Source organism: Hyphomicrobium sp. 2TAF46 (genome assembly GCF_052114865.1).
Classification (GTDB): Bacteria; Pseudomonadota; Alphaproteobacteria; order Rhizobiales; family Hyphomicrobiaceae; genus Hyphomicrobium_B.
The window spans coordinates 83,263-105,225 of record NZ_JBFRFO010000001.1 but is presented as its reverse complement, the minus strand read 5'-3'; the positions used below and the strand labels follow the sequence as shown (position 1 = coordinate 105,225).

The 21,963-nt window shown below is 60.3% G+C and carries 23 protein-coding genes; 6 read left to right on the top strand and 17 right to left on the bottom strand.

The window, feature by feature from the left end:
* Positions 1-16: 16 nt before the first annotated feature.
* The gene (locus AB4Z24_RS00500) at positions 17-1,258 is read left to right on the top strand and encodes a lytic murein transglycosylase (protein ID WP_441705030.1); all 1,242 of its coding nucleotides are present in this window, start codon (positions 17-19) and stop codon (positions 1,256-1,258) included.
* Between the two features lie 89 nt (positions 1,259-1,347).
* Here AB4Z24_RS00500 and AB4Z24_RS00495 read toward each other — a convergent pair whose 3' ends face one another.
* The 6 genes from AB4Z24_RS00495 to rpmI all read right to left on the bottom strand — a co-directional run bounded on the left by AB4Z24_RS00495 (position 1,348) and on the right by rpmI (position 8,941).
* Complete coding sequence (locus AB4Z24_RS00495; RefSeq protein ID WP_441705028.1) at positions 1,348-2,706, bottom strand: NAD(P)/FAD-dependent oxidoreductase; 1,359 nt, start codon at positions 2,704-2,706, stop codon at positions 1,348-1,350.
* Between the two features lie 36 nt (positions 2,707-2,742).
* Complete coding sequence (gene pheT / locus AB4Z24_RS00490; RefSeq protein ID WP_441705026.1) at positions 2,743-5,175, bottom strand: phenylalanine--tRNA ligase subunit beta; 2,433 nt, start codon at positions 5,173-5,175, stop codon at positions 2,743-2,745.
* 117 nt (positions 5,176-5,292) lie between these two features.
* The gene (locus AB4Z24_RS00485) at positions 5,293-6,642 is read right to left on the bottom strand and encodes an RtcB family protein (RefSeq protein WP_441705024.1); all 1,350 of its coding nucleotides are present in this window, start codon (positions 6,640-6,642) and stop codon (positions 5,293-5,295) included.
* A gap of 276 nt (positions 6,643-6,918) precedes the next feature.
* Positions 6,919-7,992, bottom strand: coding sequence for a phenylalanine--tRNA ligase subunit alpha (gene pheS, locus AB4Z24_RS00480; RefSeq protein ID WP_441705022.1), 1,074 nt, complete (start codon positions 7,990-7,992; stop codon positions 6,919-6,921).
* Positions 7,993-8,241: 249 nt separating this feature from the next.
* Positions 8,242-8,643 carry a 50S ribosomal protein L20 gene (gene rplT, locus AB4Z24_RS00475; RefSeq protein ID WP_045837307.1) on the bottom strand — a complete coding sequence of 134 codons (402 nt, stop codon included), beginning with the start codon at positions 8,641-8,643 and terminating at the stop codon, positions 8,242-8,244.
* 97 nt (positions 8,644-8,740) lie between these two features.
* Positions 8,741-8,941: a 50S ribosomal protein L35 gene (gene rpmI / locus AB4Z24_RS00470; RefSeq protein WP_015596609.1), complete on the bottom strand. Its 201-nt coding sequence runs from the start codon at positions 8,939-8,941 to the stop codon at positions 8,741-8,743.
* Between the two features lie 482 nt (positions 8,942-9,423).
* Here rpmI and AB4Z24_RS00465 point away from each other — a divergent pair, with 482 nt between their 5' ends.
* Positions 9,424-9,771, top strand: coding sequence for a hypothetical protein (locus AB4Z24_RS00465; RefSeq protein WP_441705019.1), 348 nt, complete (start codon positions 9,424-9,426; stop codon positions 9,769-9,771).
* A 112-nt stretch (positions 9,772-9,883) separates the two neighbouring features.
* Here the strand turns inward: AB4Z24_RS00465 and AB4Z24_RS00460 are convergent, their stop codons facing one another.
* Entirely contained in the window at positions 9,884-10,318 is a 435-nt protein-coding gene (locus AB4Z24_RS00460; protein ID WP_441705017.1) for a GtrA family protein, read from the bottom strand.
* Between the two features lie 358 nt (positions 10,319-10,676).
* Here AB4Z24_RS00460 and AB4Z24_RS00455 point away from each other — a divergent pair, with 358 nt between their 5' ends.
* Together AB4Z24_RS00455 and AB4Z24_RS00450 are read left to right on the top strand one after the other, a co-directional pair.
* The gene (locus AB4Z24_RS00455; protein WP_290993610.1) at positions 10,677-10,877 is read left to right on the top strand and encodes a hypothetical protein; all 201 of its coding nucleotides are present in this window, start codon (positions 10,677-10,679) and stop codon (positions 10,875-10,877) included.
* 94 nt (positions 10,878-10,971) lie between these two features.
* Positions 10,972-11,148: a hypothetical protein gene (locus tag AB4Z24_RS00450; protein ID WP_441705015.1), complete on the top strand. Its 177-nt coding sequence runs from the start codon at positions 10,972-10,974 to the stop codon at positions 11,146-11,148.
* A 400-nt stretch (positions 11,149-11,548) separates the two neighbouring features.
* Here the strand turns inward: AB4Z24_RS00450 and AB4Z24_RS00445 are convergent, their stop codons facing one another.
* The 4 genes from AB4Z24_RS00445 to AB4Z24_RS00430 all read right to left on the bottom strand — a co-directional run bounded on the left by AB4Z24_RS00445 (position 11,549) and on the right by AB4Z24_RS00430 (position 14,948).
* The gene (locus AB4Z24_RS00445) at positions 11,549-11,923 is read right to left on the bottom strand and encodes a cyclic nucleotide-binding domain-containing protein (RefSeq protein ID WP_441705013.1); all 375 of its coding nucleotides are present in this window, start codon (positions 11,921-11,923) and stop codon (positions 11,549-11,551) included.
* A 148-nt stretch (positions 11,924-12,071) separates the two neighbouring features.
* Positions 12,072-12,602 carry a translation initiation factor IF-3 gene (gene infC, locus AB4Z24_RS00440; RefSeq protein WP_045837304.1) on the bottom strand — a complete coding sequence of 177 codons (531 nt, stop codon included), beginning with the start codon at positions 12,600-12,602 and terminating at the stop codon, positions 12,072-12,074.
* A 201-nt stretch (positions 12,603-12,803) separates the two neighbouring features.
* On the bottom strand, positions 12,804-13,391 hold the full coding sequence (locus tag AB4Z24_RS00435) for a hypothetical protein (protein ID WP_441705011.1): 588 nt from the start codon (positions 13,389-13,391) through the stop codon (positions 12,804-12,806).
* A 396-nt stretch (positions 13,392-13,787) separates the two neighbouring features.
* Positions 13,788-14,948: a glycosyltransferase family 4 protein gene (locus AB4Z24_RS00430; protein ID WP_441705009.1), complete on the bottom strand. Its 1,161-nt coding sequence runs from the start codon at positions 14,946-14,948 to the stop codon at positions 13,788-13,790.
* A gap of 34 nt (positions 14,949-14,982) precedes the next feature.
* On the opposite strand from AB4Z24_RS00430, the gene AB4Z24_RS00425 reads away from it, so the two are divergent.
* Complete coding sequence (locus tag AB4Z24_RS00425; protein ID WP_441705007.1) at positions 14,983-15,786, top strand: alpha/beta hydrolase; 804 nt, start codon at positions 14,983-14,985, stop codon at positions 15,784-15,786.
* A 2-nt stretch (positions 15,787-15,788) separates the two neighbouring features.
* Here the strand turns inward: AB4Z24_RS00425 and AB4Z24_RS00420 are convergent, their stop codons facing one another.
* The 4 genes from AB4Z24_RS00420 to AB4Z24_RS00405 form a co-directional block, all read right to left on the bottom strand.
* A complete protein-coding gene (locus tag AB4Z24_RS00420) occupies positions 15,789-16,727 on the bottom strand; it encodes a hypothetical protein (RefSeq protein ID WP_441705005.1) in 939 nt (312 codons plus the stop codon).
* Between the two features lie 121 nt (positions 16,728-16,848).
* Positions 16,849-17,712, bottom strand: coding sequence for an SDR family oxidoreductase (locus AB4Z24_RS00415; protein WP_441705003.1), 864 nt, complete (start codon positions 17,710-17,712; stop codon positions 16,849-16,851).
* Entirely contained in the window at positions 17,709-18,863 is a 1,155-nt protein-coding gene (gene queG, locus AB4Z24_RS00410; protein WP_441705001.1) for a tRNA epoxyqueuosine(34) reductase QueG, read from the bottom strand. Before queG ends, AB4Z24_RS00415 begins: the two co-directional genes overlap by 4 nt.
* Before the next feature lie 9 nt (positions 18,864-18,872).
* On the bottom strand, positions 18,873-19,577 hold the full coding sequence (locus tag AB4Z24_RS00405) for a glutathione S-transferase family protein (protein ID WP_441704999.1): 705 nt from the start codon (positions 19,575-19,577) through the stop codon (positions 18,873-18,875).
* Positions 19,578-19,713: 136 nt separating this feature from the next.
* Here AB4Z24_RS00405 and AB4Z24_RS00400 point away from each other — a divergent pair, with 136 nt between their 5' ends.
* The gene (locus AB4Z24_RS00400) at positions 19,714-20,511 is read left to right on the top strand and encodes an undecaprenyl-diphosphate phosphatase (protein WP_441704997.1); all 798 of its coding nucleotides are present in this window, start codon (positions 19,714-19,716) and stop codon (positions 20,509-20,511) included.
* A 66-nt stretch (positions 20,512-20,577) separates the two neighbouring features.
* On the opposite strand, the gene AB4Z24_RS00395 is transcribed toward AB4Z24_RS00400, so the two are convergent.
* Both AB4Z24_RS00395 and hpf read right to left on the bottom strand, forming a co-directional pair.
* A complete protein-coding gene (locus AB4Z24_RS00395; RefSeq protein WP_441704995.1) occupies positions 20,578-21,042 on the bottom strand; it encodes a PTS sugar transporter subunit IIA in 465 nt (154 codons plus the stop codon).
* Positions 21,043-21,140: 98 nt separating this feature from the next.
* Positions 21,141-21,761 (bottom strand): ribosome hibernation-promoting factor, HPF/YfiA family, encoded by a 621-nt coding sequence (hpf, locus tag AB4Z24_RS00390; protein WP_441704993.1) that lies wholly within the window; start codon positions 21,759-21,761, stop codon positions 21,141-21,143.
* Positions 21,762-21,963: the final 202 nt, after the last annotated feature.

The following is a 21,963-nucleotide window of genomic DNA, read 5'->3' as shown; positions in this document are numbered from 1 at the left end:
TGGCCGAAGGCATCTCATGCGCGCAGGTTTTCTCGTTTTCTCGGTGGCATCACTCATGCTCGCGGGGCTCTCCGCGACCGCCAGTGCGGAAAGCACTCCGCCGCCGCCGCCGAACAAGCGCAATTGCCAGAACACGATACCGTTCGACCGCTGGCTCGCCGACTTCAAGCGCGAAGCCATATCCGAGGGCATTCGTCCGGAGACGATCGAGGAGACGATCGGCGGCATGACGCCGGATCAGGGCACCATCGGGCGCGACCGGAAGCAGGGCTTCTTCTCCCAGACGTTCATCGATTTCTATTTCAAGCTCGCCACCAAAGGCCGCGAGCAGATGGGCCGCACTTACCTGCAGCGCTTTCGCCCCATCTTCGATCGTGCCGAGCAAGAGTTCGGTGTGCCGGGCGCGGTCATCACCGGGTTCTGGGCTCTCGAAAGCGACTTCGGCGGCGGCATGGGCAAGCTGCCCGTCATGCATTCACTCGTGACGTTGGCGTGGGATTGCCGTCGCGGCGATATGTTCCGTGAAGAGCTGAAGGCGGCGATGAAGATCGTCCAGCGCGGTGATCTGACCCCGGATCAGATGATCGGCTCATGGGCGGGCGAACTTGGTCAGACGCAATTCCTGCCGCGCCACTATCTCAACTACGGCATCGATTACGACGGTGACGGGCGCGTCGATCTCATTCGCAGCAATGCCGACGTCATCGGATCGACGGCGAAGTTCCTCGCGTCGATGGGATGGCGTCGCGGCGAGCCGTGGCTCGAGGAGGTCCGCCTCACGAAGGAGCTGCCTTGGGATAAGGCCGATTTGGCTATTCAACTGCCGCGCTCGCAATGGGCCACGTGGGGCGTCGAAGGTATCGGCGGCAAGCGGCTTCCGGCCGATAGCCTTCAGGCTTCGCTCCTGCTGCCGATGGGACGCAACGGCCCGGCCTTTCTCGCCTACCCGAACTTCCTCGTTTACACGCAGTGGAACCAGTCTCTGACCTACGCAACGACGGCGGCACATCTTGCTGCGCGTATGGCGGGCGCGCCGAACCTCAGCCGAGAGAGCGGCAATGTCGCCTCGCTCAGCTATGAACAGCTCAAGGAGCTGCAAAACCTCCTGAAGCGCCGAGGCTTCGATGTCGGCGAGATCGACGGCAAGCTTGGCGCGGGCACGCGCAAGGCCGTCAAAGAAATGCAGATGAAATTCGGCTTGCCGGCTGACAGCTATCCGACTGCTGAGCTGTTGACGGCGCTGCGCGGGCGTAGCTAGCTGGCTTTATACGATGACGCCGGCGGCTCGTGTTCTGCGAGCCGCCGGCGTTGTCATATTCGATCACTGCTATCAATCGCCGTTGGCAATTAGTGCAGCTTGACCTGCGGTTCGGTGCGGCGGGTCAGCAGGCGCGAGAGCGTGTCCAGTGCGACCTTGATGTATCCGTGCAGCGCGACCTCGTGCATCTTGTAAAGCGACCGATACATTATCTTCGCGAACCAGCCTTCGATGCGCAGCGACTTGCCCTCGATGAAGCCCATCAAATTGCCGACGGTCGAATATTTGCCGAGAGAAACCAGCGAACCGAAGTCGCGGTATTTGAAAGGCGCCAGATCCGTCGCGCCGTTCATGCGGCGCTCGATCTGCTTCACGAGGTGGCTCGATTCCTGATGCGCTGCCTGGGCGCGCGGAGGGATCGGGGCCGTTTCGCCGTCGGGCAGCAAGTAGGCGGCATCGCCGATGACGAAGATGTTGTCGTCCTTCGTCGTCTGCAGCGTCGGTTTGACGATGAGCGTGTTCATACGGCTCACTTCAAGGCCGTCGAGCTTTGACAGCACGTCAGGGCCTTTGACGCCAGCGGCCCAGACAACAAGCTCGGACGGAATGAACTCGCCGTTGCCGAGCGTCACGCCTTCAGCGGTGACTTTCGTGACTGGACTGCCGACACGGATATCCACGCCGATGCCGCGCAGGATGTTCGCGGTCGCGGCGGAAAGGCGTTCGGGAAGCGCGGGCAAAATGCGGGGCGCCGCTTCAATCAGCGTGATCTGGAAGTCTTTTTCGGGATCGAGCTTATCGAGCCCGAATTCGATAAGCCCACGGGCCGCGTGGTGCAGCTCCGCCGAAAGCTCCGATCCTGTCGCGCCGGCGCCGATGATCGCAACGTGGAGCTGGCCATCTCTTACGGGGCCTGGCTGCGCGTAGGCGCGAACGCAGGCGTTCAGAAGACGCCGGTTGAACCGCTTCGCCTGCTCCGGCGTGTCGAGCATGATCGCATGCTCCGCCACGCCCGGTGTTCCGAAATCGTTTGAAATGCTGCCGATCGCGATGACGAGCGTGTCGTAGCTGAACCACCGGTCCGGCGTAATCTCCCGGCCTTCCTCGTCGTAGGTCGCGGCGAGATGCACGCGCTTGTTGGCGCGGTCGAGCCCGATCATTTCGCCATAGCGATAGCGAAACCCGTGCCAGTGCCCCTGAGCTTGGTAGGACAACTCATGACGACCGGTATCCATGCTGCCCGCCGCGATCTCGTGCAGGAGGGGCTTCCAGATGTGCGTGCGCGCACGATCGACGAGGGTAATTTCTGCCTTGCCGGTACGGCCCAGTTTTTTGCCGAGCTGGGTCGCGAGTTCTAGTCCCCCCGCGCCGCCGCCGACGATGACGATACGATAGGGCTGCTTTCCGGTGGTGCCTTCGGGCAAGGTAGCGGGAGCCTGCAAATTCATATTGGCCTCATGCGCAAAGTCATGTCGGCGGCATTGTCAGGAACGCAGTTCGCCGCCCGTCGCCTTCTTAACATCCGTTACTATTTTTTTGGTTATCGTTTCGATCGCCTGATCGGTCAGCGTTTCCGTCGCAGGCTGGATCGTTATTTCTATGGCGATCGATTTCTTTCCTTCGGCCGCAAGACTGCCGCCTTCGAAAACGTCGAATACGTTGACGGAACGGATCAGCGTCTTGTCGGCATTGGCTGCGGCTTTCACCACGTCCCCTGCGGCGACGTCTTTCGGGACGATGAAGGCGAGGTCGCGTGTTACCGGCAACAGATCGGATGCGGCAAGCGGCGGCTTGGCGCGCGATTTCTTCTTCTCCGGCGGCAGGGCGTCGAGGAAGATTTCGAAAGCGGAAACCGGGGCTTCGACGTCGAGCGCCTTGAGCGTCGCCGGGTGAATTTCACCGAAATAGGCGAGCACGGTCTTCGGGCCAAGCTTGAGCGCTGCGGAGCGGCCCGGGTGATACCATGCCGGGGCGTCGCGCGTGACTTGCGCCTTCGTCGGGTCGAACCCGAGCGCGGACAGCGCTGCGAAGACGTCGGCTTTCACATCGAAGACGCCGACGGCATTGGCGTTGCCGTCCCAGTGCCGGTTCGCGCCAGCCAAACGCGCCGTTCCGGCGCGGACGCCTGCGGCACTCGTGTACTGATCTTCCGGCTGCTCGCCGCGGTAGGCCTGGCCGAGTTCGAACAGGGCAACATCGGCCAGTCCGCGATTGCGGTTGCGCGTCACGGCAGTCAGCAAGCCGGGCAGCAGTACCGGACGCATTGACGACATTTCGACGGAGATGGGATTTCCGAGGTCGAGCGCCGGAGAGCCGCCGCCAAAGTGCGTTGCCTGCTCCTTCGGGATGAAGCTCCAGGTCACGGCTTCGACGAAGCCGCGGGCTGCGAGGAGACGGCGGGTGCGACGGGCGCGCTTCTGCTTCTCGGTGAGGACGGCGCGCGCGATGCCGTCAGCGCGGGGCAGCGGCGTCGCTGGGATGCGGTCGAGACCGGCGATGCGGACGACTTCTTCGACGAGGTCGGCGGGGCCGTGGACGTCAGGCCGCCACGTCGGAACCGTTACTTTCGCGGCGTTCGGCTTGCCTGAAATCGTGAAGCCCAGGGCTTTGAGCGTATTGGAGATTTCCGTTTCGGTGAGATTCACACCTGACAGCTTCTCGACCCGCGCGAAATCGAACGGAATGACGCGCTCTTCGATCGGCTCTTTGCCGGCGACCTTGGCTTTCGAGGCTTCGCCTCCGCAAAACTTCAGGATCATGTCGGTGGCGAGATCGAGACCGGGACGAACGGAAGCCGGATCGACGCCGCGCTCGAACCGGTAGCGGGCGTCGGTCACGAGGCCGGTCTTGCGGCCTGTCGCGGCCGTGCGGACGGGATCGAACCAGGCGCTCTCAATGAGAACAGCTTTGGTCTCGGGGGTGCAGCCCGTGCTTTCGCCGCCCATGACGCCACCGAGACCCAATGGTCCGCTGTCGTCAGCGATTACGCACATCGTGTCGTCGACAACGTATTCCTTGCCGTCGAGTGCGAGAAACTTTTCGCCGTTTTTGCCGAGGCGAGCATGCAGCGCACCCTTGATCTTGTGTGCGTCGTAGACGTGCAGAGGGCGGCCGCGATCGAGCGAGATGTAATTCGTGACGTCGACGAGGGCGTTGATCGGGCGCAAGCCTGCAGCTTTCAGCCGGTTCTGCATCCAATCGGGAGACGCACCATTCGCGACGTTGCGGATCGTTCGCGCGGCGAACACCGGGCAGGCATCAGCCGTTTCGGGTGTAAACTCAAGCTTGACCGGGATTTTGCAGTCGAAGGCTTCGTTAAGCGGTGCAAGCTTCGGCTCGGGCTTCAGCTTCCCTATTCCTGCGGCCGCGAGATCGCGCGCGATGCCGCGCACGCCGGTGCAGTCGGGACGGTTCGGCGTCAGTTTGACTTCGATGATGGGATCGTTGAGACCCACGACATCGATATAGCGCGCGCCCACGTTATTGGCCCAATCCGCGGGCAGATCGAGAATGCCGTCGCTTTCCTCGGAGAGCTCGAGCTCGGCGGCCGAGCACATCATGCCGTTCGAGACGACACCGCGAACCGGCTTTTTCTCGAGCGTGATTTTCGAACCTGGAATGTAGGTTCCGAGCGGCGCGAACACTGAGACCATGCCGGCGCGGGCGTTCGGTGCGCCGCAGACGACTTCCATCAGCGGCTCGCCCTTGGCGACTTCGACCTGGACGACCTGCAACTTATCCGCGTTCGGATGTTTCTTCGCCTCGACGATGCGGGCGATCTTGAAGGCGCCGAGAAGCTTCGCCGGATCTTCGATGCCTTCGACCTCGAGGCCGATGGCCGACAGCGTCGTCGCGATCTCGTCGACGGATTTCTCCGTGTCGAGGTGATCCTTCAGCCAGGAGAACGTGAATTTCATTTCGTAGGTCTCGTAACCAGAATTCCCCTCCCCAGCGGGGAGGGGGTAGGGGTGGGTAGAATTCGCGACAAGGTGATAGCGGGTTCAATCCTGGTCCGCTACCACCTGCGATGCCGCTCAGTCCTTGAATGGGTCAAACTCGCCCTCTCCGGCCATAACTACGGCAAAAGGCGTCAGCCTGTGCAACACGCGCGTTGATGTCGCGTGGTACGCAAGAACCTCATCCAGGCGCCTGTAGGCCATCGGGCTTTCGTCGAGGTCGGCACCGATGAGCGTCACCCGGCGCCGCTGGAGCCAGGCGTCCATTTCGTCGCGCGAGAACCGGCGCTTGGCTTCCTTGCGGCCAAACAGACGTCCAGCGCCATGCACCGTCGAATAGAGCGACGCCTTTGCTTCAGGGCTGTCAACGCCCTCGAGGATCACTGCGTCATCACCCATCGAGCCCCCGACGAAGCCGCGTTGCCCGGGAAATGCCGGCGTTGCGCCTTTGCGGACAACCCATAAATCGCGTCCGTCGTGCGTCTCGCGCCAAGCGTAGTTGTGATGGTTGTGGACCATGTCGGTCACCGTGCCACCGATGATCTGACGTACGCGCTCCACCACCCACTCGCGGCCGGCATACGAATAGCGGCCTGCAAGTTCCATCGCAGCGATGTAACGCTGCCCGAGCTCGCTATCCTCATCAACCACTGCAGGCGGTACGTTCATACCCTCCTTTCCGCCCGCAGCTTTGAGGTAACGCGTTGCGCTCGTGTGGCCGAGGCCACGGCTGCCAAAATGCACGCCGATCCAAACGTAACCTGCTTCATCGCGCATCAAGTCGACATAGTGGTTGCCCGATCCGACCGTGCCAATCTGGTTGACCGCCTTCTGCCGATAGGCCTCCATATCGGAGGCCTTCCAAGCATTGGAATCGTCGAACAGTTCATGCTCAACCCGCTCGTTGTTCGAACGTCCAATCCCGAACGAAACGATGCGCGCGATATCCTTGGCGATATTTCCAACGCGGCTTTCGATTTCTTCGAAGCGGGTATCAAGGCGCACGGCCATGTTTCCGCATCCGATGTCGAAGCCGACACCGGAGATGCTGATCTGCTTTTCGTAAGCGATCACGCCGCCGACGGGCTGCGCGTAGCCAAGGTGCCCGTCGGCGCAAATGACGCCGGCGACGGCATTGCCAACGCTCATGCAGTTGCGCATTTGCACGACCGTCGCTGCATCGTGCTCGCCAATGACGGTCAGCGGGCTGTCGTGATATGCTGCGTCTTGCGGCTTGAGTGCCGCAATCTCGGCGCCCGCCGCGTCAGCCTCGTGCGCCATGTGCTCATCGCGGGCGGCCTGACGGAACTGGCACCAGGCAGGCCATGCCTTCATGCCGGGCCTTTCGACTTTCACATCAGGATCGGCGTATCCGGCAGCCATTGCAAGTTCGCGGGCGCGCGCCTTGTAGGGATCTGAACGTTCCATTGCGTTCACCATTTTTATGATTATGAAAACAAAAAAACCTCCGCAGCGCTTGCTGGGAGGCCCACATCGAGGTCCGAGAAATTATTGGATGTTACCTTGATGTAACTCCATCAACTCCGATCCGATCGACGCAGGCCAAGCGCGGTTGCAGACTGCCCATTTCTGGACGCCGATCTGCAAACAAATATGCGCGTGCGCGTTTCATATCGTCGATTCACGGAGTTGAGTGCGGGCCTTATGCTTCATATGCGCCGTGCACGTCAAGCTCTGTACGCACTAACTGCTCAGTCCGCCGCCGAGGGTCGGGACGTCGAGCATCGAGAAGCCGTAGTGGCTCAGCCACTTCAAATCGCCGGAGAAGAACGAGCGCAAATCGGGGATGCCGTACTTCAGCATCGTCAACCGGTCGAGACCGACGCCGAATGCGAAGCCTTGATACTTCTCGGGATCAAGACCGCAGTTCCGAAGCACGTTCGGATGAACCATGCCGCAGCCGAGAATTTCGAGCCACTGGCCGGGCTTGCCGATCGCTTCGGCGCCGATATCGACTTCCATCGAAGGCTCGGTGAATGGGAAGTGCGAAGCGCGGAAACGCATCTTCACTTCATCGACCTCGAAGAAGGCCTTGCAGAACTCCTGGAGCACCCATTTCAGGTGGCCCATGTGGGTCGACTCGTCGATGACGAGGCCTTCGACCTGATGGAACATCGGCGTGTGCGTCTGATCGCTGTCCATGCGGTAGACGCGGCCGGGCGCGATGATGCGGATCGGCGGCTTCTGCGCGACCATCGTGCGAATCTGCACGGGGCTCGTGTGCGTGCGGAGCAGCAACCGCGAGCCATCAGCTTTCGGCGAGAAATAGAAGGTGTCGTGATCCTGGCGCGCTGGGTGCTCGGCCGGGATATTGAGCTTGTCGAAGTTCATCTCGTCGGTCTCGATGTCCGGACCTTCGGCGACCGAGAAGCCCATATCGGCGAAGATCTCGACGACCTCGTCGAGAACCTGGCTGACCGGATGAATGCGGCCCTCGGCGACGGGGCCAAGGCGCACCGGCAGCGTGACGTCGGCGCGCTCGGTCTTGAGGCGTTCATCGAGCGCGGCGGTTTCCAGCACCGCCTTGCGGGCATCGAGTGCGTCGGAGACTTTCGACTTCAGCGTGTTGACGGTCTGGCCGAAGCTTTTGCGCTCTTCCGGGGGTAGCGAGCCGAGTTTGCTCATCAGCTCGGACACGCGGCCCTTCTTACCGAGCGCCGAAACGCGGACCGCGTCGAGCGCGGCCAAGTCGCCGGCGCTCGCGATCTCGGCGAGTAGATCTTTTTCGAGGACTGCGAGGTCGTTAGCACCGCTCATAGGAATCCCCTCGAGTCGGAACCCGAAGCCGATGCACTTATCACACGCCTCCCCTCAGGGGAGGGGTTGGGGTGGGGTGAAGAGCTAGGCGGGCTGATAGCAGTAAGACTTAATTTTTGCGCCATGAGTTCGCTTTGCGATCAGTGGTTTCGCGGCTTCTCCCCACCCCTAACCCCTCCCCGCTGGGGAGGGGAAGTGGGGTAACAGTTGAAAACCAACAAAACTGAAAGCCGAACGGCGGCGCCAGGATTAAGCGGCTTTCTTGACCTTGTCCTGGTCAGCCTTTGCGACCGGCGAAGAGGCGGCGGCTGCAGCCTTGTCGACCAGTGCCTTGAAGCCCGCCGGATCGTTGATCGCGATGTCGGAGAGAACCTTGCGGTCAACCTCGATGCCGAGGTTCGTCAGGCCGTTGATAAAGCGCCCGTACGTCAGGCCGTGCTCGCGGACGGCAGCGTTGATGCGCTGGATCCAGAGCGCGCGGAAATTGCGCTTGCGGCGCTTGCGGTCACGATAGGCGTACTGCTGCGACTTCTCGACCGCCTGCTTGGCAACGCGGATCGTATTCTTGCGGCGGCCATAAAAGCCCTTGGCGGCCTTGATGACTTTCTTGTGCTTGGCGTGGGCGGTAACGCCACGTTTGACGCGGGCCATTGGAGAAAACTCCTGGAATTAGTGCTTCAAGATGGGAAGAGATTTCGTTTGCCGCTTGGGGGCTTCCTTGGAAGCCAACGCCAAGCGCCGGGAGATCTCAGCGGTTATAGGGCATGTACTTCTTGACGATCTTCGCGTCAGAATCGTTCAGCACGCCTGTGCCGCGCGCCTTCTGAATGAATTTCGCCGTGCGCTTGATCATGCCGTGACGCTTGCCTGCCTGGGCGGCAACAACCTTGCCCGTGCCGGTCATCTTGAAGCGCTTTTTGGCGCCGCTCTTCGTCTTCATTTTAGGCATTTTGCTTGTCCTTAGTTTTCGCTCACGGGGCCCGCCGGATGCTTGCGCTGGCGCGCTTCACATCCTGGCCCTCCGCGGGGGCGGCGCTTGCGCCGGGGCCGCCTTGCGGCCTCGGACCTAAAGGTCCGAAGTGCTGGCGGCTCGGGTTGCGCCCGACAGGCCTTACGGCCTGAAGTGCAGATGCCTTTCGGCGTCAGCACTCTCGGCAGCTGCGAAGCTGCCGGTCCTGCGAAGGGTGCTTTTTGCGGTTTCCGCTTGTTTTTCAAAAGCATAAGAACCGCCACGGCATGCCTCGCCGGGCGGCTCTGGGTGGGTTTATAGGGGAGCCATCGGAACTTCGCAACATTTTCGGCAAGCGATGCGAAAAATGCAACGCTTCGCAGGTTTTCGATGCGACCTCGCGAAAATCGCAATGCTCACACTAGAACCAAGTACAGAGTTAATGCGTTGTTAAGGGCGCAAAAGCACGAGGGAGACGGGCCGTGAAGCAGATCATCGATCAGATCGTCAGTTTGCTCCAGCAGGGCATCACGGCCATTTTCAGGTTCGTCGAGCTTGTCTGGCAGTGGTCATTCGGCGAGATGCTGGCGATCTTTCAATCGAACTGGCAAGCGCTGCCGGTTTGGAAAATCGCGGTTCTCGCGCTTGTCGTGATCGCCATCATCTACGTGCTTTACAAGGGTTTCTTCCAGCTCTGGGCGGCGGCGGAGCAGATCTTCAAGGCGTTTGTCGAGCTGTTGATGGTTCTCGTTTCCATCCTGCCTTACGTGCTGATCGCGGGCTTGATCGCAGCGGCCGGCAGCTACGTGATCCAGCACGTCAACTTCTAGAGCTTTTCCGCTTTTCTTTGAATCGCGAAAACGCTCTAGCCTTTTGTTTTGACGCAATTCCGGACGCAAAACCGCTGCGCACTTTTGCTGGAATTGCTCTAGCGCCAAGCGTTCAGGCTTGCGAAGCTGGCTCGGCGTCGGCGGGCTCGCTTGTATTCGTGTTCTTGCTGAAGACGACACGCGTGCGGACGTAATACAGCGAGGCAAAACAGATCAGCAGAGAGATCGTTTTGCCTTCGATCGGGGGCATGTTCATGTTGTGCACCGTCAGCCAGATGATGCCGGCAGTCAGGAGCAAGCCGAGGAGTGACGTTCCGACGAACTCCATGAACAGCCGATGCCGCGATTTGTGCGACATGTCATGCAGGAAGACGAAGTTCGTCGTCAGCGCGAAATTCACGACCATTCCCACGCAGTAAGCGGCGACGCTCGCAAGAACGGGAAACCCGAAGAGGTATGTGAGGCTGAGAAAGATCGTGTAATCGACGACGGTCGAAGCCAGGTTGACGCCGGTATAAAGCAGGGCATGGCGTACCTTGGGGTGCATTCCGACGGCCTTCTCGCGACTGATTTCAAACGATGCGGGAGATAAAGCGGGCTGGCAAGAGGACCGCTGTAACTTGGGAAACATCAGGACTTTTCGGGTGGGCGATTTACCAGCGCGAAGCCTTCATCCGCTGCTTTCTAGGCTGTTCGGAAAACATCGGTTATGCGCCAAATCGACCGGAGCCATTGCTCTCACCTTCGGTATTGCCGCCGGTGCTTCGCGGTCCACGATGGTACGCAGCAGAAAATTTCCATTTGCTGCGGATTGCGTCTCGTTAGCTGCCGTTGACTGGCGCGGGCATCCACATCTGGCAAGCTAGGATAGCTGTGTTGAAGTGGCGTACTTTGAGAGTTTGGTCATGAGGCTCGATCCGTTCGTCGTTGCGATTTTCTTTTTGGCAGCGCTGCCGACTGCTGCGATCAGTTTGCGTTCTGCAACCGGCTGGCGCGTAGGCGTGGTCTTCGCGGCGTTCTATCCGGCGTTGGTCTTGCTCGTCGGAATTTTGATGATCGCCGCATTTATTTCGCTTGCCGCGCTCGGTCTGGTGGACCTCGATTGAGGACCAAAATCGCTTAGCGTTTCGCGGGGAACAGCGGCGATAGCCGCGCTGTGGTGCGGTGGGCTGCATCAAATGCAGCCTACGGAGCAGCGCCATGTACCATATCGTTCATATCGGCTTGAACAGCGACGCGCTAAAAAAGCTGGACGAACTGCGGCAGGCTTATCCAAACCTCTATAATCGGCAGGATATTATCCTTCGCCTTCTCGCAGATGCGCACCAGAGTTTGGCAAATAACGTGCCGCAACCCAAGCTTCAACTCGCTGCGTGACGATTATTGCAGAAACTCTGACTAATTCAGTGTTCATTCAGTTTTTAGACGACACATTTTTCGCGCACGTTTGTTGCGTGCGTTTCTTAAATGCGTTCGATTAAATTTCGGAGATGAACATGCGTATTGCACCGCTCCTGGCTGCATCCGTTGTCGCTATCGGCTTGTCCGCGGCGAGTTCCGGTTCGCAAGCTGCCCCGTTAGCACCCCTAAAGGGTCTCGAGACAAACCAGTCACTGGCGACGCAGGTGGATTTCCGGCGATCCTGCTGGCGGTGGCGCCGCATCTGCGCCGATCGCTGGGGTTGGGGCGGCCCGCGTTTCCGCCGTTGCATGTGGCGTCACGGCTGCTGACGCTCTCACGTCATGCGCGGCAGGTTCGTTGCAATCGCCGCGCATTTTCATATGTGCATATTCATTCGCCGCAGGCGGGTCGCCAACAGGCTCATGACGCGTAGTGCGAATTGCGGGTCGTTGCGCACGACGGCTAGAAATGCCGGCTTGTCTATCGCGACGACTTCGGTTGGTTCGGCGGCCATTGCTGCCGCACTTCGCGGGCCATCGTCGATCAGCGCCATCTCACCGAAAATGCCGCCGGTGCGGACGTTCTCGAGCACCGTGCCATAGGTGATGATGTCAACCCGGCCTGATCGCACCATGTACATGGCGTCGCCGGGATCTTCTTCGAGGAAGATCTTCTCGCCCGCCTTGAAATGGCGAAATGGCGCGCCAATGTGGTCAAGTATCGAGAAATCAAATGGCCGGTCATCGCTCATGCGGCCGTTCCCCCGAAAAGACCTGTCGGATACGGCAACGCTAGAACCGTCCGTCAGCGAGAGCAAGTCCGCTGGCTAAGGATCAGAGCAAATCGGGAGTGAGACGAAGGGAGACAAGGGCGGGGCGGATAACCCCGCCGCAGTCAGATCATTTGGGGGCGAGCACCATCACCATCTGGCGGCCTTCGAAGCGCGGTTCGCTCTCGACCTTGGAGATGGACTCGGTGTCGGCTTTCACGCGCTGCAGCACCGCCATACCGAGTTGAGAGTGCGCCATCTCACGGCCGCGGAAGCGCAGCGTTATCTTGACCTTGTCGCCGTCTTCGAAGAAGCGTTTGATTGCCCGCATCTTCACGTCATAGTCGTGATCGTCGATGCCCGGACGCATCTTGATCTCTTTCAACTCGACGATTTTCTGATTTTTGCGGGCCTCGGCGGCCTTCTTCTGCTCTTGGAATTTAAACTTGCCGAAATCGAGGATCTTGCAGACCGGCGGCTCCGCGTCGGGCGAGATCTCAACGAGATCCAGTCCGGCCTCTTCGGCGCGGGCAAGAGCATCGAATTTTGCAATGACGCCGACGTTCTGGCCTGTCTCATCGATGAGACGGACTTCCCGGGCCCGAATTTGGTCGTTGATGCGGGGCCCTGAGTTTTCCCGGCTCTGAGGCTCGGGTCGCATTGGTTTACGGATGGTTCAGCTCCTTTTGTGGTTCCAATTATGACTGGCGACAGATTCCACCCCCGGTCAGCGGCGAACATGGGAAGCAACGGGCGCTTAAGTCAAGCGGGACGCTTGAGCAAAATTGGCAAATGAGGCTATTTCGCCCATTTTCCGAACACCTCCCTTTGCCGCATGGCCTTTTGGCAAGGCAATTGGCCGCTATCGCCAGTGGTCGGCGATCCATGGGGTGGGCAGGACGTACTTGTAAAATTTCTTCCAAGTTGCGTTCACGGGCCAAATCCCATCGCGGGCCTCATCGGGGTCCGGCTTGCCGTGAAAAGCCACCACTCGCGCTTCGGGCGGCAGACGCGGGGCGATGAAGAAGTTCAGCGGCCAGGCCGGAATCAACGAATGCTTGAAACTCAGGCACCATTCCGGCGGGAAGAAAACGACGTCTTTGCTTTCGGCCGATATATATTGCTGCTCAATCCGGTAACGGCCAAGAATTGCTTCCGGATTGGCATTAAAGGTATCGAAGATGTGAGACATCTTCCGGACGGGAAATCTGTAAATCGAGGTATTGCCTATCCGCTCATTGGGCTGGGTCCAGTTCTGCGCAACGCAGAAGCGACCCGGCTCGAAGTCGAAGAAGTCGTCAATCTGTCCGGTGATGACAACGTCGAGATCGAAGAATAGGACGTCGCCTTCAAGATCAAGAAGCGGATACTGCCAGAGCGACAACTTCCGCCAGGGCGTCGTGAATTCGCGCTCGGGCAGGTTGATCGGCGGGATCGGCGCAATTTGCACCCAGGGGTCCGCTCCCTCTGCGTCGTCGGTGAAACAAATTAGGCGTGTCTCGCGCCGCGCATTTCGCCGGACCATAGATGCCAAGCGATTGAGGTATTCGATACCGTACCGAGTTCCCCACTTTATACAGATTACTGTTTGCATCGCCTCGTTTGTTGCTCTCGCGTCCCTACCCGTATCGGCCACCCAGCCGAAGATCTTCTTATCTAGTACTAATGGGAAAAAAGGCCATAAGCGTTTGGGCTAGTCCCACAGCATTGTCTCACGCTGTTTACAAGTCAAATGGGGCTTTGATCAGTTGGAAACCCGCTTACGAAAGGAATTCGAGCGGACACCCGGCGCCGATCGCCGAGCGGAATGTGGTCTATTTTACGAGTGAGCGCCTCCACGGCGCCGTTAAGCGCTGAGCAGACGCTGATAAACGGCCAAGGTTTTCGAAGTCAGCTGGTCCAGCGTAAAGCGGCTGCGGACGTTGGCCGATCCTCTTTCGCCATAGGCTTTCCGCTTTTCAGCCGGCCAGCGAAGCATCGTTTCGATCGCGTCAGCGACGGCTTTCGGATCGGCGTATGGCACGCGCAAACCGGATGCTTCGTCCGGTTTGACGTCGGGCTCGGTCAGCGCGACTTCGCGGCCGGGGCCGGTATCCGATACGATCATCGGCACGCCCATCGCCTGGCCTTCGATGGCGACGCGCGGCAGCCCTTCCTGCTCCGAAATATTCAGTGCGATGTCGCTAATCGCGTAGGCGGCGGCCACGTCGCGCACGTGTCCCGGAAAGCGCAATTGGTGCGCGACGCCGAGCTTTTCGGCCTGGGCTTCGAGCTGCTCCTTGAAAGCCGGTTTTTCGATTTCGCCCGCGAGAACGCAGACAACATCCGCGGCGCCGCGCTCCTTCAATATTCCGAGGGCCGAAACAAGATGGTGCTGCGCTTTGCGGGGCGTGATACGGCCTGCCAATATCAGCACAGGTTTCGATCCGTCGGCATTCAGCAGAGTTCGAACCGCGGCAAGTCTTTCAGGCGTCAGCAGCGCCGGATCGAAGACGGTTGAGTCAAATGCTCGATGTATGACGGCGATGCGCTTCTCGGGCGTGTGGTAGCGCGTGCGGATGAGGTGCGCCATGTAGTCCGATACCGCGATTACAGTATCGCTGCGCGCCATGACGCTGTTGTAGAAATTCTTCAGCCGCGTTTTTTCGGAATATTCGGAGTGGTAAGTCGTTACAAAGGGCGTGGCGGTGCGCCGGGCTGCGTAAAGGGCGCTCCACGCCGGGGCGCGGCTCCGGGCATGAATGATGGAGACGTTTTCACGGCGAATGATGCCAGCGAGGTCCGAAGCATTTTTCGCAAGAAGCAGCGGATTCTTCGTGGCAAGCGGCATCGAGATATGCTCGGCTCCTGCCGCCAGAAGCTGATCAACGAGTGGACCGCCTGCGGATGCCACAAGTGCGCGATGCCCGTTCTTGACGAGCGCTGTCGCGATCTGCAGGCAGCCGAGTTCCGCGCCGCCGGCGCGCATCCGGGGTATCACCTGCAGCACTGTGAACGTATTCTTCATTTCAGCTCATCAAGCGGAGTCATCGAGACCAACGATGGACAGTCCCTATAAGATTGCATCAGCCGAACCGCAAATCCTTCCTGTCGGGACGGGTCCTGAGGCACGAGAAATCCCCTTCATTGCGCAGCGTCCGGCGAAATCCGGCGGGCCTGGTCTTTTCTGGCTGTCGGGCTTCATGTCCGAGATGGCGTCGACGAAGGCGACTGCCGTTGCGCACTGGGCGGCGGAGCATAACCTCGCATCGACGCGGTTCGATTATTCCGGGCACGGCGTCGCTAGCGGTCGCATCGAGGATGGCACGATCGGGCGATGGCTCGAGGAGGCAGCGGCGGTTTTCACCGAGGTTACCGCCGGACCGCAGATTGTCATCGGTTCGAGCATGGGTGGGAATATCGCGCTTTTGCTCTTGCGGAAGCTTTTGCGCGAACGACCCGAGGAGGCGGCACGCATCAAGGCGCTCGTCCTGATCGCGCCTGCATGGGACATGACGGAAGAGCTGATGTGGAAGCGGTTTTCCGAGGAGACCCGCCGCGAAATTCTGGAGCATGGATTTTTCAAGCAGCCGTCCGCCTATGCCGAGCCCTATACGATCACGCGCCGCCTTATAGAGGATGGCCGTGAGCATCTTCTGGCGCGAATGCCGTTCGATCCGGGCCGGCCTGTCGTGATCATGCAAGGCTTACTGGATGTCGATGTGCCGGCGTCTCACACGCGAGAGCTCACGACGTTTCTGACGGGCGGGAAGGTCAAGCTGATCGAGGTTGCAGACGCGGAGCATCGGCTGTCGCGGCCGCAAGATCTCGATTTGCTTTTCGCTGAAATCAGCAAGCTGCTTTAGCGCTATTTGTCGTTGCCGGCGGCGGCTTCCGGATCGGGAAGGCCCTCGGCGACGGCGTCTTCGAGACCATCCGGGCCGGTGGCTGCGGCGACAGCTTCAGGCACTACCCAAATCCGGAAATCCTGCGTCGCGACACCGTTGTCGCAAAGGAGACCGCCGCCGTCGTTGCGGCAGCTTTTGTCGGCCGCGATCGTGAAGGCACCGGCGGATGCGCCGCGGCTTTCGCCGACTTCGATGACTTCGATGCGCGCGTCGGCGCCGATCGTGACGTCGCGATAGACGCAGGCGGATTTTCCGGCGCAGGGATCGGACGTCGTCTCCTCCGTCGTTCGCAGCGCAACTGCCTGAGTGCGTGGCATGCTTACGGCCGGGGCTTCGATGCCGTTTGAAAGCCAGCAGCTCTGGTCGATGCAAATGATCGGATCGGGTTTGAAGCCAAGCGCTCCGCCATCGATACCGAGTACAAGCAACACCGTGGCTTGCGTTGTGCCGGGCCTCGGGGTCTCGGTCACGATCGTTCGTTGGCTTTCCGGTTGGCTTTCTGGTTTTTGGGCGGCAGTTACCGCGACGGGAACCGGTGCCGGTTGCTTTTCCGCTGCGGGAGCGACGGCGGGCGGCGGGGCAGGTGTGGGGGCGGCTGGGACCGAGGGCTCAGCCGCAACCTGCTGCGGGCGGGCTTCCTGCTTCTCGCGATCGGCCTCTTCGGCGCGCGCGCGGCGAAGCATATCGGCTTCGTAATCGGCGTCCGGCTTGCTCGCAGCCGCTGATGGCTTTGGTGCTGGTTTTCGTGATGGCTTTGGCGCTGGCTTTGCGACTTCCTCGTCGCTCGCGGCGGAGAACTTTTGCGCGATTGCCTGGGCCGGATCGATGGGATCGGCGTGGACGCCGAGTGCGAAGGTCAGCACCGCCATCGTCGCTACAATGAGCGCTCTAGTTGCCATGGAAAGCTCGTGGTTCCGCTCGCATTGGCCCCGCCGGTCCGGAGGTACGGCCGCTATCGTCTTTATCCTCTATTCTGGCGGAATGGGGGAAAAGGTGTGACCACAAACCAAAAAGGGATCGCTAAAGCCCGGCGATCGCCTTTAGCCCTTCGACGTACGTGGGATACGCAAGTCTAACGCCGAGTTCGGATTTCATGCGGGCGTTCGAGACCTTCTTGCTCTCGATATAGAAACTTCGTGCGGTCGGGGAGAGAGCGGCATCGGCGGGGTCGGTAGCCGGCGGGCAGGGGACGCCCAATAGCTCTGCGCCGTAAGCGATGACATCCTGCGGAGGCGCGGGGAGGTCGTCCGTCACGTTGAAGATGTGGACACCGGGCGAAAGGTCGATGCTTGCCTGTACAGCGGTCGCGATGTCCGCGACATGGATGCGGTTGGTCAGTTGATCGGGCTTGAAGACGCGGCGTGCGGTTCCTGCCTTCAGCTGGTCGATGGCGCTGCGGCCGGGCCCGTAGATTCCCGGCAGGCGATAGATGACGAGGGCTTTGCCGGATGCTCGCGCGAGGTCGATCCAGCCGTTCTCAGCTTTGACGCGCCTTTGCCCGCGCTCGGTTCCTGGCCGCGTTTCCGTCGTTTCGTCCACCCAGTTGCCCGAAGCGTCACCGTACACGCCGACTGTCGAGAAGTAGCCGATCCAGCGAATGGAGGGGCTAGCGGCGATTGCAGCTCCATAGTGCCGCAAGGCCGGATCGCTCTCGGCATCCGGCGGAATGGATAGCAGCACATGCGTTGCGCTTTGCAGTGCTTCGGCGACATCGTGGAGCGCATCCGTTCCATCGAAGAGAAATGGTTCGAAGCCCTGCTCGGCAAGACGCTCGACCTTTTCAACGTGTGCAGTCGTTCCGGCGACGGTCCAGCCTTGTGCGAGGAGGCGCCGGCCCAGTTCGCTCGCGCAGTAGCCTAGTCCGAAACAGAAGAGCCGGCTCATGCGCCTTGAATTCCTTCCACTGGCAAAGTCCATTCGGCGGCGACTTCGGGATCGCGCTCACGGTCTTGATAGTGCTTTCGCAGGGCTGCGATCTCACCGGGGTCTGCAAGGCGGCGCGACGCCCAGATCGCCATCGCCCGGACAAGAGCGGAACTGTCTTCCATCAGTGGTTCGATATGTCGAAGCAGCGATCGATCGCCGGAATTTCCTGAGGCGATCAGCGCGTTGCGCACGACGCGATCGCGTCCGGTGCGTTTGATCGGCGTGCCGGCGAAACGCGCCCGAAATGTAGCATCGTCGAGCGCGAGGAGTTCGGCGAGCGGCGGATTGTCGGTTTCGGGGCGCGCTGCGTAACGGATCTCGGTCGCGGCGCCTGCAAACTTATTCCACGGGCAGATGGCGGCGCAGTCGTCGCAACCGAATACGCGATTGCCGATGGGCACGCGGAATTCTGGTGCGATATGTCCTTTGTGCTCGATCGTCAGGTAGGCGATGCAGCGGCGTGCGTCGAGCTGGTAGGGCGCGGGGAAAGCGTTCGTCGGGCAGATATCGAGACATCGCCGGCATGAACCGCAATGGTTCTCCGTGCCTGCATCAGGTTCAAGCTCCGCAGTGGTCAACACTGCTCCAAGGAAGAGCCAATTGCCGTGTTCGCGCGAAACGAGGATCGTGTGCTTGCCCTGCCAGCCGAGGCCGGCCTTGGCGGCCAGCGGCTTCTCCATCAGCGGCGCGGTATCGACGAAGACCTTGACGTCCGCGCCGGATCGTTCAGCGAACGAGCGCGCCAGCGATTTGATCTTTTTCTTCAGCACATCGTGGTAATCGCGGCCTTTGGCGTAGACTGAAATCGCCGCATTGGAGCGATCGTGGAGGGCATCCAAGGGATTGCTCGGCGGCGCATACGATTGTCCGAAGATGATGGCGCTCTTGGCATCGGGCCAGAGCTTCAGCGGACCGCTCCGCCGGTCGGCATGAGTTTCCATCCAATCCATGTCGCCGTGACGCTTTTCGCTCAGGAAGTGCGCCAGGCGTGCGGTGAGTTCCGTGTCGTCGGCCAGCCGTGCGATGCCAACGGCATCGAGCCCGAGCTTCGATGCTTCGGCACGGATCATGTCCGCGAGATCGGAACCGGATTTAGGAACGTCGAGCATACGAGCGATTTAGAAATCGAGATCGGAATAGGCAAGGGGCGGCGCGGTTCCCGGAACCCGGTCGCCGAGCAGGGCGCGGAAAGACGGCCGTGACTTCATGCGTTGATACCAGATTTTGACCGCGGGGTAGTCGCTCCACGGGATCTCGCCAAGGTAGTCTGCGGTCGAAATCTGGGCGGCTGCGGCGAAATCCGCAAAACTCAGCTCGTCACCGCCGATCCAGCGCCGGTTGTCGGCGAGATAGCCCGTGTAAGACAGATGGTATTTGAGGTTAGCGCGGACGGCACGCAGAACACCGGGATCGGGAGCGACAGGGCCTGTCGGGCGCATCGAGCTATAGACCTTCTCGATCAGCAGCTCGCGCGTCACTTCACGATCCAATTTGCCTTGATACCAGTCGATCAGGCGGCGGACTTCCGCGCGATCCTCGCGATTGCCCGGGATGAGTGGCGGCGGTCCCGGCGTCGCCATCGTCGCGACCGGGAGTACCTCTTCAGCGATGAATTCAGAGATCGAATACGCACCGCAGAGGATCAGGCCGTTGTCGAATTCGAGAACCGGCATCTCGCCCGCCGGGTTCTTCGCAAGAAAGCTCTGGCGCCATTCCCACGGGTTTTCATCGACGAGCTGAACTTCAACGCCGTATTCGGCAAGCGCCAATCGAATGGACCGTGAACGCGGACAGAGGCGGTACTGCGTAAGTCGCGGAGGCATGTGATTCCTATTCTGCTGGTCGCGCCAGTATACACCCGCTGTCGTCGATTCGATGGCAACTCGGCTAAACGACCTCTTTGGTATTGCCGCAATTTCTGGTAACGCTCGCCCGCGTTCGGAGCGCTAAGGAGCACTGATGGAAACGTGGCAAGTCGTACTGCTCGGGCTGATCGAAGGCCTGACGGAATATTTACCAGTCTCCTCGACGGCGCACCTTCTTCTCACAGAGCAGGTCATGGGCGTGACGTCTTCGGGACGCACGTTTGAAGTGCTGATCCAGCTCGGTGCGATCCTTGCCCTTCTGACCGTTTATGCGGGCAAGCTTTGGCACATCGCTCTCGATTTTCCCAGCAACCCCAGAACGCGGCGTTTCGTTCTTGCGGTGTTGATCGCCTTCCTGCCGGCCGTTTTCATCGGTGTCTTGGCACATAAGATCATCAAGGAAGTGTTCTTCGAATCGCCGCTGATCGTGTGCACCGCGCTGGTTGTCGGTGGCATCATTCTGCTTGTCGTCGACCGGATGAAGTACAAGCCGCGCTATACCGACGTTATGGACATTCCTCCGTTGACGGCGCTGATTATCGGCTTCGCACAGTGTCTCGCGATGATCCCCGGCGTTTCGCGGTCGGGCTCGACGATCGTCTCGGCCGTGCTGCTCGGCGCCGACAAGCGCACCGCGGCAGAGTTTTCGTTTTTTCTCGCCATGCCGACGATGACGGGAGCGTTCGCCTACGATCTCTATAAAAACTGGTCGATTCTGACGCCCGACGATGTGAGCCACATCGTGCTCGGGTTCATCGCGGCGTTCATAACCGGCGCCATCGTGGTCCGTTACATGCTCGATTTCATCTCGCGGCGCGGGCTTTCATACTTCGGCTGGTGGCGCTTGCTTGTCGGCGGCATCGGACTGGGCGTGATCGCGGTCCTGCACTGAGGCGAGGCATTCCCCGATCACGCTCAACGGCTCGCGTTCTGCGAGCCCTCTGCGTTTAAGAGCCGGTCAGGCTGCGTGCGATGTGAGGGGCTTCGTGAGAACGCTCCGGAGGCCTTCGACGTCTTTGGCCGTGCGCAGGCCCTCGAGGGTCGCGGGGTCACGGACGAGCCGGGAAATTCGTGCTAAGGCCTTCAAATGGTCGGCTCCCGCGTGTTCGGGCGCCAGCAGAAAGAACAGAAGATCGACGGGTTCACCGTCGTGGCTTTCGAAGGGAATAGGACGCGCGAGGCGCGCGAAGAGGCACGTGATCTTCTTCACGCCAGGAAGCTTGACGTGCGGGATCGCGATCCCACGGCCAAGGCTCGTGGAACTCAGACGCTCCCTCTGCAGCAGGGCTGCATAAATGTCGCCAGCGGCAACGCCCGTCAGGCCCTCGGCCTTCTCAGCCAAGTCGCGCAGCGCCTGCTTTTTGTCCTCAGCCTCGAAACGCGGGATAATCGCGTCAGGGGCGAGCATGTCTTCGATATTCATTCAGGCTCCATCCACGATGATATGGCCGCCAATGTGGCTACCGAGCCAGTTTCCTGGACGGTTGCCACATTGCATTGACCGAAATAAATAAACTGCCCTCAATCCGCATGTTCCGGCGCGGAGGCGCCATTCGCCTTCGCTGCCGCTGGCAGATCGGCGTCGATCCACCCAATGTGCCCGTCGTTTCGCCGGTAAACTACGTTCAGCCCACCATGTGCAGCGTTCCTGAAAATCATGAAGGACGCTTCCGACAAGTCGAGCTTCAATACAGCTTCACTAACCGTCATATGGCCGATGTTCCGCTGGCCCTCAGCAATGATAAGCGGATTCGCCTCTTCCTGCTCGGGCTCGTCGTCGTCACCTAAGCTCACGATATAATCGCGTGCTTCGATGTCGACCTTGCGACGTGCAGCTGCAGCCGGCGAGGTGTGATGCTTAATGCGGCTCCTATAGCGCTTTACGCGCGTCTCTAGCCGGTGTGCGGCGGAATCGACGGAGCTGTAGGCGTCGCCGCCCTCGCCGTTGGCCTCGAGCAGAAGACCGCCTGCGACATGGACCGTGCAGGTCGTCTTAAACACCTCGCGCTCGCGTTCGAGCCGGATGTGGCCGTTCACTTCGCGCGGAAGAAACTTTTGGAGGATGCCCCGGATCTTGTCGCCGGCGTAGTTTTGGAAAGCGTCGCCGACTTCGATGTTCTTACCAGTGATTTGAATGGTCATGAAAATGCCTGTTCTGCACTTACCGAGGCTGCGTTTGCCGTTGTCGAGCGCAATGTGCTCCTGGGCTCCGAGCTGCCTTTTTTGAAGTCTTGGGAGCGTGTGACCGACACTCAACCCAGCCTCTCACAGTTTAATCGTTAGGCCCCGCCATGTGCCCTGTCAAATCACGCTTTCGGCTAAGAATGTAACTGAAAGTCTCTTT